Origin of the sequence: Streptomyces sp. NPDC014864, from assembly GCF_043081525.1 — a bacterium.
Lineage (GTDB): Bacteria > Actinomycetota > Actinomycetes > Streptomycetales > Streptomycetaceae > Streptomyces.
Genome location: NZ_JBIBWT010000003.1, coordinates 295590 through 310343, shown reverse-complemented (window position 1 = coordinate 310343; position 14754 = coordinate 295590). Strand labels below are relative to the sequence as shown.

The following is a 14754-nucleotide window of genomic DNA, read 5'->3' as shown; positions in this document are numbered from 1 at the left end:
GTGATCATCGTTGGTGTTCTCGTCTTCTGCGTGTTCCTCGCGATCCTCGCCTTCCTCGTTCCGCGCCTGTCCCGGCACCCGCAGAACGGCGCGCAGCGCACCCTGGGCGCCGGCTCCCGGGCCGGGTCGAAGGCGCCCGGCCCGCTGGGGCGTCTGCTGAGCAAGCCCTTCAGCTCCGGCTCCCGCGCCGTCGGGCGCAGCGGCGGCGCGGGCCGTCGCGCCCGGAACCGTCTGCCGTTCTGAGCGAGGAGCCTGTCTGTAACCGGGCAGAGGGGGCATACGGCGATGGGCCGGGCCTGAGAAGACCCGGCCGAACGTCGCCGCGAGGCGCTGACGAGGGGAGTGCCGATGCCTGCCGCCGTGCCGGAGAGTGCCGCCGGACTGCCCGGGGAAAGACCCGGCGCACGACCCCGAGCCACCGGAGCCGCCCACGGTGTCTCCGTGCCCCGCGGCACCGGCCGGGCCGCCTCCCGGATCGGTGCCCTGACCGTGTGTCAGGCGGCGCTGATGGTGGGCATCGGGCTGTTGATCACCGGGCCCGCCCATGGTCTGTGGCCGATGTCGGTCGAGGACCACGTGAACGAGGGCCTCGAGCGGATCCGGACGGGCACGCTGACGGCCCTGTCGTCGGTCGCGTCGGAGGCCGGGAACACGCTCACGGTGATCACCGTCACCCTGCTGAGCTGTCTGGGACTGATCCTGCTCCCCCGGCTTCCGATGTGGCGGCAGGCGCTGTTCCTGGCCCTCGCCGTCGCGCTCCAGTCACTGGTCTTCCTCGGCATCACCGAGGCCGTCGACCGGCAGCGGCCGGACGTGGACCGTCTCGACGCCTCTCCGCCGACGTCCAGTTACACCTCCGGCCACACCGGCGCGGCCACCGCGGTCTACGCCGGGCTGGCGGTGCTGGTCCTGTCCCGGATGCGCGGGCCGTGGCGGAGGGTCGTGGCCGGGGTGCTGTTCCTGCTGCCGCTGCTGGTGGCCGTCGCCCGTCTCTACCGGGGCATGCACCATCCCACCGATGTCGCGGGCGGGCTCGTCAACGGCACCCTGTCCCTGCTGATCGTCGGCCGCGCTCTGCTCGCGGACGGATCCGTGGCCGCTCCTCCGGCCACCGCTCGGCCCGTCGCCGCCCCCGCGACCGGGGAGCGGCCCCTTCCGGGCCCGGCCTCCGGCCATCCGGAACGGCCCGGCGGCCGTACCGTGGTGGTCTTCAATCCCACGGTCACCGACCAGGCCGACCGCGACTCGCTGCGCCGGGTGCTGGAGCAACACGGCCACCACGCACCGGTGTTCGTCGAGACCACCGCCGAGGACCCGGGCGGTGGCCAGTCCGCCCAGGCGGTGCGCGACGGTGCGGCGCTCGTGGTGGTCTGCGGCGGAGACGGCACCCTCCGGGCGGCCGCCGACGCCCTCGCGGGCAGCGACGTCCCGCTCGCCATGGTGCCCTGCGGCACCGGCAACCTGCTGGCCCGCAATCTCGGCCTGCCCCTGGCACCCGCCGCCGCGCTCGACGCCGCGCTGCGCGGCACGGCCCGGCAGATCGACCTCGGCCGCATCGAGGGCGACGGCATGGCCGCCACCCACTTCGCCGCCATGTCCGGCGCCGGACTCGACGCCGCCGTCATGCAGCGCGCCAACGACCACGACCGGGCCAAGGCCCTCCTGGGCTGGCCCACCTACGTGCTGGCCGGCCTCGGCGCGCTGCGCACCCCCCGGATGGAGCTGACCGTCCGCCTCGACGACGCGCCGGTCCTGCGCCGGGCGGCCCGTATGGTGCTCGTCGGCAACATAGGCACCGTGCAGGGCGGCATCACGCTCCTCCCGCACGCCCGTCCCGACGACGGACTGCTCGACCTGCTGATCCTCGACCCGCGCGGTCCCGGCGACTGGCTGCGCGCCGTGGCGACCCTGCTCCGGGGCGGCACGAAGACACCGCCGAAGACCGCGGACCGCCTCACTGCGGAGGACCGCGACCGGGACGGCGACGGCGCACCGGTGGAGTTCTTCGCCTTCCGGCGGGCCGAGTTCACCTTCGACTCGCCGCAGCCACGCGAACTCGACGGGGATCCCGTCGCCCCCGGCCGCCGCCTCACCGCACAGGCCTGGCCCGGCGCGCTGACCGTGCTGCTGCCCGAGCGGGGGAAGTGATGGGTACCGCCACCACCGTCCCCGAGACCCGCGACATGAGCGGCGAGGAGCTCTCCGCCGACGAGGCGTGGGCCGCGCTGCGCCGCTACGGGGGCTGGCACCTGCTGCGCGACGCCTTCCTGCGGTTCCGCTACGCCGACGGCTTCAGCCACTCCCGTGCCCTCGCCCTGCAGACGGTGCTGGCGGTGATCCCGCTGGCCATCGCGTTCGTCGGCCTGTCCGGCACCCTGCACACGGAGAACATCGGCAGACTGGCCGAACTGACCATCCACAAGATCGCCGAGGGGCCCAGCGCCAAGGTCGTGGACGACGCGCTCGACCGCGGCCGGCGCTCGGCGGGCGACGGCGCGCAGGTGGCCCTCTGGCTCGGCGCGGGCTTCTCACTGATGAACGTCACCACCGCGATGTGCCAGATCGAGCGCGGGGCCAACCGGATCTACGGCAACGAACGCGACCGCCCCTTCCACCGGAAGTATCTGCGTGGTCTGGTGATGTCCCTCAGCGCCGGGCTCCCGCTCGGCCTCGGGTTCATCGTGATGATCGCCGGCGACGACCTCGCCTCGGCGGCGGTGTCGGTCTACCGGCTCGACGGCAGCGCCCAGGCCGCCTGGGACATCCTGCGCTGGCCGTTCGGGCTGCTGCTCGCGCTCATCTCCGCGAGCACCGTCTTCCGCCGCTCGCCCCGCCGCAAACAGCCCGGCTACACCTGGCTGGCCTTCGGGGCGGCGGTGTACCTGGTGCTGTGGATGACCCTCACCTGGCTGCTGAGCCTGTATCTCGACCTCAGCGGCTCCTTCGACACGGTCTACGGGCCGCTCAGCGCCTTCATGTCGCTGCTGTTGTGGGCCTACCTGACCTCCATCGCCCTCTTCCTCGGGCTGTCGTTCGCCGCGCAACTGGAGGCCGCGCGCGGCAGGCGGCCCGGTCCGATCCAGCCCGATCCAGGAGTCTGAACGGTGGTCCGCAACGCCCTCTCGCTTCTTCGTGACCGTCGCCGCCGGGAGGCCGACCGCCGGTTCGGCGCCCGGCTGCTCGCGTCGGTCGCGGTCGCGGCCGTCGCCTCGGTGCCCTTCGGGCTGCTGCTGATCCTCGTCGTGGGCCAGTGGCGGCCGCTGGGCCGCCTCGACATGGACGCCGCACGACGGCTGCACGAGGTCGCGGTGAACGACCCGGCGTGGACGAGCGCCCTGCACGTGCTGTCCGACCGGGTGTGGGACCCCGTCACCCTGCGCGCGGCAGTCGCGGTACTGACCGTGTGGCTGCTGTACCGCAGGGCGTGGCGGCTGGCCGCCTGGGCCGCGGTGACGGCCGTGGCGGGCGGGCTGATCGGGCTGCTGGTGAAGACGGTGGTGGAGCGGGCCAGGCCCGCGCTGGAGGACCCGGTGGCGCACGCCCCGGGTTACTCCTTCCCGTCGGGTCACGCGATGACCGCCACCACCTCCTTCGCGGTGTTCCTGCTGGTGCTGCTGCCGATGGTGCCGCGGGCCGCACGGATACCGTTCTGGTGCGTGTCGGTGCTCTCGGTCGTCGGTGTCGGCTTCACCCGGGTCGCCCTCGGCGTGCACTGGGTGAGCGACGTCGTGGGTGGCTGGCTGCTGGGGCTGGCCGTCGTGGCGCTCACCGCCTGGGCCTTCGAGGCGTGGCGGGCGGATGTGGGCCGGGGCCGGGCCCCGGTGAGCGAGGGCCTGGAGCCGGAGCTCACCGGCAGCCGCCCCGAACCGGATCCCTCGGGCCGCTGAGCGCCGCCACTCGCGTCCCGCCGGTTCCGCGTCGCCCGGGTCCCCCCGGTTCGGCATCGCCCGCCTCCCACCGGGGGCGGAATCGCCCGCTTCCCGTCGCTGCGAGGTCGCTCGTGCCCCGCCTGGTCGGGGTCGCCCGATGATGCGACGCTGGGGTGGAGAGGCGACCGGAGCGGCACCGTGGAGGGCCGATGGGACGGGACGTCCCGGCGCTGGTCTTCACCCGCGAGGACCGCCGCCGGTACCGGATCAAGATGCAGGAGTGCCTCGACGCGTTCGCGCTGATGCTCCGCGAGGCACGGTTCGAGTCGGAGCGGCCCCAGGTGGGGCTGGAGATCGAGCTGAACCTCGTCGACGGCGACGCGGAACCCGCGATGCGCAACAACGCCGTACTGGAAGCGATCGCGGACCCCGCCTGGTCCACCGAGCTCGGCCGGTTCAATCTCGAGATCAACATCCCGCCCCGGCAGCTGACGGCTGGCGGCCCCGACGCGTGGGAGGCCGAGATCCGCGCCGCGCTGAACCACGCCGAGCAGCGCGCCGGGACCGTCGGCACGCGTCTCATCATGATCGGCATCCTTCCCACGCTGCGGCAGGAGGACGTCGGCGAGGGGGCGCTGTCGGAGAACGCGCGCTACCGGCTGCTCAACGACCAGGTCTTCGCCGCCCGGGGTGAGGACCTGCGCATCGAGGTCGACGGCACGGACCGGCTGCGGACCTGGGCGGACACGATCACGCCGGAGGCGGCGTGCACCAGCACCCAGTTCCACCTCCAGGTCTCCCCGGAGGACTTCGCCGACTACTGGAACGCGGCGCAGGCGATCGCCGGGGTGCAGGTCGCGCTGGCGGCCAACTCGCCCTTCCTGTTCGGCAAGGAACTGTGGCACGAGACCCGCATCCCGCTCTTCGAGCAGGCCACCGACACCCGGCCGCAGGAGATCAAGGTGCAGGGGGTGCGGCCCCGGGTGTGGTTCGGGGAGCGGTGGATCAACAGCGTCTTCGACCTCTTCGAGGAGAACCTGCGCTACTTCCCGGCGCTGCTGCCCCTGTGCGACGAGCAGAACCCGGCGGAGACGCTGGACAACGGCGACATCCCCGACCTGGGCGAGCTCACCCTCCACAACGGCACCATCTACCGCTGGAACCGCCCGGTCTACGCCGTCGCGAACGACAAACCGCACGTGCGCGTGGAGAACCGGGTGCTGCCCGCCGGCCCGACCGTCGCCGACACCCTCGCCAACGGCGCCTTCTACTACGGGCTGACCCGCGCCCTGGTCGAGGAGGACCGGCCGGTGTGGTCCCGGATGTCCTTCTCGGCCGCCGAGGACAACCTGCACACGGCGGCACGGCACGGCATCGAGTCCCGGCTGTACTGGCCCGGGGTGGGTGAGGTGCCGGTGCCCGAACTCGTCCTGCGGCATCTGCTGCCGCTGGCCCACCGGGGGCTGGAGCGCTCGGGCATGGACGACGCCTGGCGGGAACCGCTGCTCGGCATCATCGAGCAGCGGTGCGTCACCGGCCGCAACGGAGCGGTCTGGCAGAAGGAGATGTTCCACCACATCGACGCCGCCACTCGTGCCGGCCGGCACGAGGCCCTGCGGCGGATGACCCAGGTCTACATCGACTACATGCACCTCAACGCCCCGGTGCACACCTGGCCGGTCGACTGACGCGGGCCCCCTCACAGCACGCGCAGGACGCCCACGACCTTGCCGAGGATCCGTGCCTGGTCACCGGGGATCGGCTCGTAGGCGGGGTTGCGCGGCATGAGCCACACCTGGCCGTCCTGGCGGCGCAGTTGCTTGACGGTGGCCTCGTCCTCCAGGAGCGCGGCGACGATGTCGCCGTGGTCGGCACTGTCCTGGCGCCGCACGGTCACTATGTCGCCGTCGCGGATCGCCGCGTCGGCCATGCTGTCGCCGGTGACCGTCAGGGCGAACAGGTCGCCCTCCCCCACGATCTGCCGCGGCATGCAGTAGACGTCCTCGATCATCTCCTGGGCCAGCAGGGGCGCGCCGGCGGCGATACGGCCCAGCAGCGGCACCTGGACGGGCGGCTCGCCCGCTTTCCCCGGGGCGCGCGCCCCGGCGTGCCGCACTCGGTAGGCGCGGGGGCGGTGCGGGTCGCGGTAGAGGACACCCTTGCGCTCGAGCGCCATCAGCTGATGGGCGACGGAGGAGGTGCTGGCGAGCCGCACCGCCTCGCCGATCTCCCGCATCGAGGGCGGGTAACCCTGTCGCTCCACCGTCGCGGTGATGAAGTCCACGATGTCCCGCTGGCGGCTGGTGAGCCCGCCGTCGGCAGGACGGGGGCCCGGTGGGCGGCCCCGGCGTGCGGGCGCGCTGTTCTCCATCCCGGGCACCTCCGTACAAGATCTCGCAGAGCGCGACAATAACCCGCCTCTCCCGGTCATGGGAATGGCGGGGTGCCGGGGCACGGCTCACGCCGGTGTGCCGGGACCGGGGGCAGCCGTCCGGTGCCTGCCCCTCCGCCCCCCGCCGCGCCGAGCCGGAGGTCAGGCCGAGGGCTCGGCGCGGATGGCGGCGATGTCGAACTGCAGGCGCACCTTCTCACTGACCATGGCGCCGCCCTCGGCCAGCCTGCTGTCGTACGTCAGGCCCCATTCGGTGCGGTTGATGGTGGTCGTGCCGTCGAAGCCGACCCGCTCGTAGCCGAAGGGGTCGACCACGTGCCCGATGTAGGTGAGGTCCAGCACGACGGGCCGGGTGACCTTCTTGATGGTGAGGTCGCCGGTCATGCGGTAGACGTCGGCCTCCGCGAGCTGGACGGCCGTACTGGTGAAGCGCATCTGCGGGTAGGCCCTGACGTCCAGGAAGTCACGGCCCATCAAGTGGACGTCCCGCTGCTCCACACCGGTGCGCACGCTGGCCGTGGAGATCACGATCTCCGCCCGGGACCGGGCCGGATCACGGCCGTCGAAGACGAGGCTGCTCCGGTATTCGGCGAAATACCCGCGGACCGTACTCACCATCGCGTGACGGACCGAGAAACCGATCGCGCTGTGGGCGGGGTCGATCATCCACTCTCCGGTCAGCCCGGCCAGGGCCGGATCGACGAGGACCGCACCGGTCGAATTCGGCCGGGTATCCCCGAATGCGGGCGCGGGGGAGGGAGCCGAACGGCGTGAGGGCGCTACACGGTTGAACAAATTCATGATCCAACTATCTACTGCACCGGGAATTCGCCGCAAGCCCCTGCGCTTCCGGCGCCTCGGCGTCCGCCCACCCTGACCGCCCGCTTCATCTCACGCAAGTTCACGCCCGACGACCGCACAACCGTCACCCGATCTCCATGACGTTCACCGGCGGGTCGAGGCCGGGTTCACCGGCAGCGCGGGTGGCGCACGGTCGGCGCGCCCGGCGGGCCCACCGCTGGAATGCCGCGACGGCGGATTCCTCGCGGAATGCGGGGGTTTTCTCTCGGTGTGCCATGTCCCCGTCGGCCGTACTAGCCTGAAAGAGGCGCAAGCGGAGTTTTCGAACATGGACGGGGGTGCCCCGATGTTCGACAGCGCCCTGCGAGAAGCGCGTCTGGGGGCGGGGCGGCCGCTGGAGGCGTCCGTGCGGCGCGAGATGGAGGAGCGGCTCGGGGCGGATCTCGGTGCGGTGCGCGTGCACACCGGGCCCGAGGCCGCGGTCGCGGCCGACCGGCTGGGGGCGCGGGCCGTCACGGTCGGGCAGGACGTGGCCTTCGGCTCCGGGCAGTACCGGCCCGGTGAGCCGGAAGGCGCGTCCCTGGTGGCGCACGAGCTGGCGCACACCGTGCAGCAGGCGCGCGGGGCGCCGAAGGTCGCGTGCGCGGCGAAGGCAGGGGGCGGCGGAAGTGTCGCCGCCCTCAGTGACGAGGAGTTGCGGGCCCAGTACCTCGCCGCGGAACAGCTGGCACGGACCGCGCCGACCGGTCGGGCGCGGGCGGCCGCCCTGCGGCGCGCGGCCGAACTGCGGGCCGCCCTCGACGTGCGGGGCGGGGTGACGGCGCAGAGCCCCACGGCGGAGGATCTGGTGACCCATCAGCTCCGCCAGCGCGGGTTCTCCTCCGCCGCGCCTCGTCGCCCCAAGGCCGGGCAGCCGGTGACCGGGCCCGGGGTGAACCGCCCCCCGGTGGGGCCCAGGCGGAATCTCGGACCCGGCTACCAGACCAACGGCTCCGTCGTCGTCACCGACGCCGGCGGCCGTCAGGTCGCCGCCGAGGTGGGCCAGTTCGCGCGAAGGGGCGACGCCCATGCCGAGGGCGGAGCCGCCGAGGCGCTGATGCGCCGTCTGGAGCCGGGCAGTTCGGCCGGCGGCGAGATCGTCGTCGCGGTCGACCAGGTGCCGTGCGCGGGCTGCCAGGCACGGCTGCGGGCGCTCGCCGCCCGGACCGGAGCGCGCCGGGTGACCGCGTACGGGCCGGTGCGGGAGGCGATCAATCGCCCGGGGACGACCGCCTCCCCCAAGACCAGCGCCTCCACCTGGCACATGGAAGCCGCGGAGGGGCGGCCGCCACGGCCCGCCACGCGCACGGAGGTTCTGTGGCAGGAGCCCATCGGGCCCGGGTCCGGCCCGGGGCCTCAGCCGGGGAGCGGGGCGGGGCCCGGTCCCGGACCTGGGCCCGGGTCGGAGACAGGGCCGGGCGGCGCCCCCGCGGCCCGGGGGCCGGGATCGCGGGCCGGCTCCACGGCGCAGGGCCAGAAGGCGCGGCCCGCCCAGGCGGGCGCAGCGGGCCCGGGGACCACCCGGGCACGCGCACCCGCGACGGCCCCGAAGCCGACAGCCGAGCCCGCCCCACCCGCCAGGGCCCCGAAGTCCACGGCCAGACCCGCCACACCCGCGGCGCGTACACCAGCGTCGACGCACCCCGCACCCGCGGCGCGCGCAGCAACGCCCGCGGCCCCCGGGCCCACGACCCGCACGCCCGCGACCCCCGGACCTGCGGCCCGCACGCCCACGCCCGCACCAACCGAGCCGGCCCCCGCGCCCGCACCAGCCGCAGCCCCGAAGGCCCCCGCCGCCACCACCCCGCCCGCTCCGGAAGCAGCACCCCCCGTCCCAGTCGCCCCCAAGGCGGCATCCTCTCCCCCGCCCGTCCCGGCACCGGAAGCCGCACCACCACCCGCACCCACCCCCGCACCCGCCGTCGAACCGGTGCCCCCGAAGGCCGCGGCCCCGCCCGGCGCACGCCCCGGCTGGGGCGCGCGGGCGGCCGGTGGGGCCGGGATGCTGTCGCTGGGACTCGGCGTGCTCTACCCGTACGTTCACGAGCGGGCGGTGGAGGCGCGCCGGGACAAGGAGGGGTACGTCCCGGCCGGGCCGGCGCAGCACGCGGGCGAAGGGCTCTTCTCCCGGCTCGGGCACTGGCTGCTGGATCCGAGCAGTGAGGAGGGCGCCGAGCTGGGCCCGCGGCTCAACATCCCCGTGTGGCGGCAGCGGATCCGGGAGGCCGCGGCGGCCAAGCGTCCCGGCGAGACCCTCGACTTCACCTGGCAGGTCCAGGTTCCCGGCGGCCTGTTCGGCACCACCGTGGAGGACTTCGAGGTGCCGTACGTCAAGCAGCCGGACGGAAGCTGGCGGACGGGCCCGGCCCCGCGGGGCATGCCGACGACACCGCCGGACCTCAACCGGATCATCGACCCCGCCGTGTCCGACGACGCCGTCCGCGCCCGTCTGTCCCAGGAACCCAGTCTGGCCTGAACCGGGCCGGCCGCCCGGGCGTGGGCCGGGCCGGGCACGGCCCCGCGAGGCCGGAGCGCAGCAGGGAGGAGTGCCTCGTGTCCAAGGCGTTCGCCGTCCCGACGGCCGCACGGGAGCGGGAACCCGCTTCTTCTCCCGCGTCGCTCCCCCTCGTCCCCCTCGCGTTCCGGCGGCTGGAGCAGGTGCTCGCCCGTGCGGAGCGGATGGCACTGTCGCCCGGCCGTCACGGCGACGAGCCGTGGCCGGCCGTCACGCCCGGGTGGGAGCCGATCCTGGAGCAGGACCGGGGCTGGGCCTGGCTGCGGGGCGCCTGCGAACTGACCGATCTGGAAATGGACTTGGTCCTGCTGGCACTGGCGCCCGAGGTGGACTCGCGGTACGCGCGGCTGTTCCACCGCCTCGCGGACGGCGCGGACGGCGGGCGGCCCACGGTCGGGCTGGCGCTGGACCTGCTGGCGCGCACGCCCGCCGAACGGCTGGCGGCACGCTCGGCGCTCGGCGCGGGCGCGCCGCTGCTCGCGCGGCGGGTGCTGTCCCTGCTGCCGGGAACAGGGGCCGGTGTGCCGCCGCTCACCGCGCGTCTGCTCGCTCTGGACGAGCAGATCGTGGACGTCCTGCTGGCCCAGACCGGGCTGGACCGCCGGCTGGCGTCGTGCTGCCGGCTCCGCCCCCCGGGCGCCGTCCCGGCCCCCGTCGACGACGCCCTGCTGCGGCTGGTGCGCGACGCCTGGGGGCGGCGCCCGCTGCGGCTGTACTTCCACGATCCCCAGGGCGCCGACCGGCAGCGCGTGGCCGCGGACCTGGCGGGCGCCCTGGGCGTACCGCTTCTCACGGTCGACGCCGGACGCGTCGCCGAGCCGGCGGGCGAACTGCTGCACCTGGTCTTCCGCGAGGCCGGCTTGCACGGCGCGCTGCTCCATGTCGACGGGGTGGACCCGCCGCCCGGACCTGCCCTGGCCGACCTGCTCGCCGCCCACAGGGGCGTCGTGGTCCTCGCGGGCGACCGGCCCTGGGTCCCGGCGCGGGAGCAGCCGCTGGGCGTTCTGACGGTCCCGTTCGGCCGCCGCGACACCGACGGCCGTCTCGCCGCCTGGCGGAACGCGCTCGCCGGGTACGGCGGGCAGGCCCGCCCGGACGACCTGGACGCGCTGGCCGCGCGCTTCCGGCTGGACCCGCGGCAGATCGAGGACGCGGCGCTGACCGCCCTCACCGCGGCCAGGCTGCGCGACCCGGAGGGGCCCGCACCGACGCGCGAGGAGCTGTTCGCGGCCGCGCGGGCCCAGACCGGCCACGAGCTGACCTACGCGACCCGCCGTATCCGCCCGGCCTGCGGCTGGGACGACATCGTGCTGCCGCCCGAGCCGCTGGCACAGTTGCACGACCTGTGCGACTGGACGGCGCACCGCCACCGGGTACTGGACCAGTGGGGGTTCGGGCGGCTGATGTCGCGGGGCAGGGGTGTCACCGCGCTGTTCGCGGGGCCGCCCGGGACGGGAAAGACCCTGGCCGCCGAGGTCGTCGCGCACGAGCTGGGTCTCGACCTGTACTCGGTCGACCTTTCGATGGTGGTCAGCAAGTACATCGGGGAGACCGAGAAGAACCTGGAGCGGATCTTCACCGCGGCCGAGGACGCCGACGCCATCCTCTTCTTCGACGAGGCGGAGGCGCTGTTCGGCAAGCGCTCCGACGTGCGCGACGCCCACGACCGCTACGCCAACATCGAGATCGCCTATCTCCTGCAGCGGATGGAGCGGCACGAGGGCACGGCGATCCTCGCCACGAACCTGCGGCACCACCTCGACGACGCCTTCACCCGGCGGCTGCAGTTCGTGGTCGAGTTCCCGTTCCCCGGCGACGAGGAGCGCCGGCGGATCTGGCGGCTCTGCCTCCCCCCGCGCGCGCCGCACACCACGGCCGTGGACCTCGAAGGTCTCGCCCGGGAGCACCGGCTGACCGGGGGCAGCATCCGGAACATCGCGCTGCACGCGGCGTTCCTGGCCGCCGGCCGCGGCGTGCCGATCGGCATGTCCGAGCTGCTCACGGCGGCCGCCCGCGAGTACCGCAAGGCGGGCAGGGTCCCACCCGCCGACGGCTCGCGCTCCGACCGGGAGGGACCATGACGTTCCTGGGGAGGTGCCGATGTTCCAGGATCTGGACGACACGCTGAGGGCGCTGCTGACCGCCGAGGACGTCCCGCCGGAGGTCCGCGCCGCCGACGTCAGCTTCGACACCCCGGACAAGGACTTCGGGCCGACGCAGGCCACGGTCAACCTCTTCCTGCACGACGTCCAGGAGAACCGGGCGCTGCGGGACGTCGCGCCGGTGGTGGAGCGGGTGGACGAGCGCGTCGACAGCGGCTACCGCACCAGCCGGCCCCCGCTGCGGCTGGACTGCACCTACCTGGTCACGGCCTGGTCGGGGCGGACCGGCGGGCTGAAGGCCGCCGAGGAGCACCAGTTGCTCGGTCTGGCGCTGCGCTGGCTGAGCCGCTTCGACGTCGTCGAGGACCGCTTCCTGCGCGGCGGCATGACCCGGCCGCCGCAGTCGCACGCTCCGCCCGCGGCGGTGGCACAGGTACGGGAGGGCCAGTCCATGGGCCAGTTCTGGACGGCGCTCGGGGTGCCGCCCCGGCCGGCCTTCTCCCTCACGGTGACGATCGACGTGCCGCCGTTCGACGCGCCGGTCGACGAGCCCCCGCTGCGCTCGGTCGGGTTCGAGCACACGTCCCTGGAACACCCGGAGCTCCGCGGCCGGGTGCTCACCCGTGCCCTGACCCCCGTGTCGGGGGCACGGGTGAGCGTCGGCGGGAACGGCGCGGTCACCACGACCGACGCGGCCGGTGTCTTCGCCTTCGGCGGGCTGCCCTTCGGCAGCTACGTCCTGCTGGTGCGGGTGGCCGGCCGCGCGGACACCGAGGCTCCGGTGGAATACCGGGCGGACAGCCAGTTCCATCCCGTGATTCTGCCGAACCCCTGACCGCGGACGGGACCGGAATAGCGCGGAAACACCTCACCGGCCGTCCGATTCGGCCCAATTACTGGAATGGTGAATTATTGCGATGCAGCGCTTTACCACAACTCCGGTAGCACGTCCCGCTGTACGGGATTAGGGTGGGAATCGACTCCATATCCATCACTGTCCCGTGATGTACTGCGAGTCCCCCGCACGGAGTTCGCTTTCCTGCCATCCCGCTACCACTCCGTCCTGCCGCGCCGGGCGTGTCCCCGGGCACCGGCCCGGCAGGGAGGAAGCAGGCTCTCATGGTCGCTCTGTCCAACGTCCGGCCCGGCAAGGCCAACGAGGACGTACGCACCGTACAGAAGGCCCTGATCGCCCGGGGCCGCAAAATCCCGGCGGGAGCCACCGGCACCTTCGACGAGCAGACCAGAGCCGCCTACCGGGCCGAGCAGCTCGCCCAGGGCTTCAAGGGGGCGGACGCCGACGGCATCCCCGGCTGCACCTCGCTGACCACGCTCGGCCGGCACGCCGGCTTCGCCGTCGACTGCCGCGGTGCCGCGCCCCCCCCCAAGGGCGGACGCGCCCCCGCCAAGGGCCATGTGCCCTCGCCCGTCCCCGGTCACCACGTGACCTTCGGTTTCTACTCGCGCGGTCCGTACGCCTGGAAGCCGGACGGCGTCGGCCGGCACACCGGGCAGGACTTCGCCGCCGCGTCCGGCACCCCGGTGGTCGCCGTCCGCAACGGCACCATCGCCTGGTCGAACGGCCAGGGTGGCGCCTACGGCCAGTGGATCGGACTGCACGCGGACAACGGCCACGTCTACACCTACTGCCATCTCTCGCAGCGGCAGGTGAGGAACGGTCAGAAGGTCGCCGCCGGACAGCAACTCGGCAAGGTCGGCGCCACGGGCAACGCCACGGGACCGCATCTGCACTTCGAGATGTCGAAGAGCGGCAGATGGTCCTACGGCAACGTGGAGAAGCCCAACTGGTGAGCGGGCCGCGGCCGCACCCGGCGCGCCCCGCCCGCAGCCCTGACGCAGCCCAGACCGGTCGAGGAGGCCGCGATGACCGAATTGCAGACCAAGGCGCCGGGTGTCTACCTGCAGGAGATCAAGACCGCCGGGCCGATCGCGGGAGCCGGAACGAGCACGGCGGCGTTCATCGGCACGGTCGCGAGCGGCAGCGCGGACATCAAGCCGGGCAAGCCGGTGCTGGTGACCAACTGGACCACGTACACGCAGGAGTTCGGCGCATTCAAGAAGCCCCTCGGCCTGCCGTACGCCGTGCGCGGCTTCTTCGAGAACGGCGGAACCCTCGCGTACGTCGTCCCGGTCGCCGACATGTCGCAACTGGGCACCGCCCTGGAGGCGCTCACCCACACCCTGGACGTGAGCATCGTCTGCCTGCCCGGCCAGACCGACTTCGCGAACCAGGCGACGGTGATCAGCCACTGCGCCGACATGGGCGACCGCTTCGCCGTCCTGGACGGCGCCCGCAATCCCGACGACGCCCGGGACACCGGCCCCGTGCACACCCAGCGGGACGGGCTCATGACCGACCGCGGGTTCGGTGCCCTGTACTGGCCGTGGATCGTCATCAACGACCCCGAGTCGCCGGCGGGCGCCCCGGAGAGGATCCCGGTCGCCCCGTCGGGGCACATCGCCGGGGTGATGGCCCGCAGCGACAACCAGCGCGGGGTGCACAAGGCCCCGGCCAACGAACCCGTACGAGGAGCACTCGACCTGGAGTACCACCTCAACGACGCGGAACACGGCGTCCTGAACGGCCTCAGCATCAACGCGCTGCGGACCTTCCCCGGCGGGCCGCCGATGGTGTGGGGCGCCCGTGCGCTGGCCGGCGACACGTCCTGGCGGTACGTCAATGTGCGCAGGCTGGTGGCCTACATCTCCGACTCCCTGTTGCAGGGCCTGCGCTGGGCGGTGTTCGAACCGAACAACACGGCCCTGTGGAAGGCCCTCGAACGCACGGTCACCGAGTTCCTGACGCGGGTGTGGCAGTCCGGTGCGCTCTTCGGGCGGACCGCCGCGGAGGCCTTCTACGTCAAGATCGACGAGGAGGTCAACCCCTCCTCGGTACGCGACCTGGGCCAGGTGGTCATCGAGATCGGCCTGGTGCCCACCCGGCCCGCCGAGCAGGTCGTGATCCGGCTCGGCCTGTGGTCCGGTGGCGGCCGGGTCAGCGAGGCGTAGCGAGGC

Annotated in this window: 12 protein-coding genes; 10 read left to right on the top strand and 2 right to left on the bottom strand. The window is 73.6% G+C overall.

Annotation, left to right across the window (positions count from 1 at the left end):
• The 5 genes from ACF1A5_RS07890 to ACF1A5_RS07870 all read left to right on the top strand — a co-directional run bounded on the left by ACF1A5_RS07890 (window position 1) and on the right by ACF1A5_RS07870 (window position 5557).
• Window positions 1-243: a DUF6411 family protein gene (locus tag ACF1A5_RS07890; RefSeq protein ID WP_356183383.1), complete on the top strand. Its 243-nt coding sequence runs from the start codon at window positions 1-3 to the stop codon at window positions 241-243.
• A 105-nt stretch (window positions 244-348) separates the two neighbouring features.
• On the top strand, window positions 349-2148 hold the full coding sequence (locus ACF1A5_RS07885; protein ID WP_392191961.1) for a diacylglycerol kinase family protein: 1800 nt from the start codon (window positions 349-351) through the stop codon (window positions 2146-2148).
• A complete protein-coding gene (locus tag ACF1A5_RS07880) occupies window positions 2148-3101 on the top strand; it encodes a YihY/virulence factor BrkB family protein (protein WP_392191960.1) in 954 nt (317 codons plus the stop codon). The genes ACF1A5_RS07885 and ACF1A5_RS07880 overlap by 1 nt, the downstream gene beginning before the upstream one ends.
• Before the next feature lie 3 nt (window positions 3102-3104).
• On the top strand, window positions 3105-3887 hold the full coding sequence (locus ACF1A5_RS07875; RefSeq protein WP_392191959.1) for a phosphatase PAP2 family protein: 783 nt from the start codon (window positions 3105-3107) through the stop codon (window positions 3885-3887).
• 191 nt (window positions 3888-4078) lie between these two features.
• Window positions 4079-5557 (top strand): glutamate--cysteine ligase, encoded by a 1479-nt coding sequence (locus ACF1A5_RS07870; RefSeq protein WP_392191958.1) that lies wholly within the window; start codon window positions 4079-4081, stop codon window positions 5555-5557.
• 11 nt (window positions 5558-5568) lie between these two features.
• Here the strand turns inward: ACF1A5_RS07870 and lexA are convergent, their stop codons facing one another.
• Together lexA and ACF1A5_RS07860 are read right to left on the bottom strand one after the other, a co-directional pair.
• Window positions 5569-6300, bottom strand: coding sequence for a transcriptional repressor LexA (lexA, locus tag ACF1A5_RS07865; protein ID WP_392191957.1), 732 nt, complete (start codon window positions 6298-6300; stop codon window positions 5569-5571).
• A gap of 102 nt (window positions 6301-6402) precedes the next feature.
• Window positions 6403-7062, bottom strand: a complete 660-nt coding sequence (locus ACF1A5_RS07860) for a YceI family protein (protein ID WP_392191956.1) — start codon at window positions 7060-7062, stop codon at window positions 6403-6405.
• Window positions 7063-7408: 346 nt separating this feature from the next.
• Here ACF1A5_RS07860 and ACF1A5_RS07855 point away from each other — a divergent pair, with 346 nt between their 5' ends.
• The 5 genes from ACF1A5_RS07855 (at window position 7409) to ACF1A5_RS07835 (ending at window position 14748) form a co-directional block, all read left to right on the top strand.
• Complete coding sequence (locus ACF1A5_RS07855; RefSeq protein WP_392191955.1) at window positions 7409-9577, top strand: DUF4157 domain-containing protein; 2169 nt, start codon at window positions 7409-7411, stop codon at window positions 9575-9577.
• Window positions 9578-9654: 77 nt separating this feature from the next.
• Window positions 9655-11697, top strand: coding sequence for an AAA family ATPase (locus tag ACF1A5_RS07850; RefSeq protein WP_392191954.1), 2043 nt, complete (start codon window positions 9655-9657; stop codon window positions 11695-11697).
• A gap of 19 nt (window positions 11698-11716) precedes the next feature.
• The gene (locus tag ACF1A5_RS07845) at window positions 11717-12553 is read left to right on the top strand and encodes a Pvc16 family protein (protein ID WP_392191953.1); all 837 of its coding nucleotides are present in this window, start codon (window positions 11717-11719) and stop codon (window positions 12551-12553) included.
• Between the two features lie 284 nt (window positions 12554-12837).
• Window positions 12838-13530: a peptidoglycan DD-metalloendopeptidase family protein gene (locus ACF1A5_RS07840; RefSeq protein ID WP_392191952.1), complete on the top strand. Its 693-nt coding sequence runs from the start codon at window positions 12838-12840 to the stop codon at window positions 13528-13530.
• A gap of 72 nt (window positions 13531-13602) precedes the next feature.
• Window positions 13603-14748 carry a phage tail sheath family protein gene (locus ACF1A5_RS07835; RefSeq protein WP_392191951.1) on the top strand — a complete coding sequence of 382 codons (1146 nt, stop codon included), beginning with the start codon at window positions 13603-13605 and terminating at the stop codon, window positions 14746-14748.
• The last annotated feature ends 6 nt before the right edge of the window (window positions 14749-14754 follow it).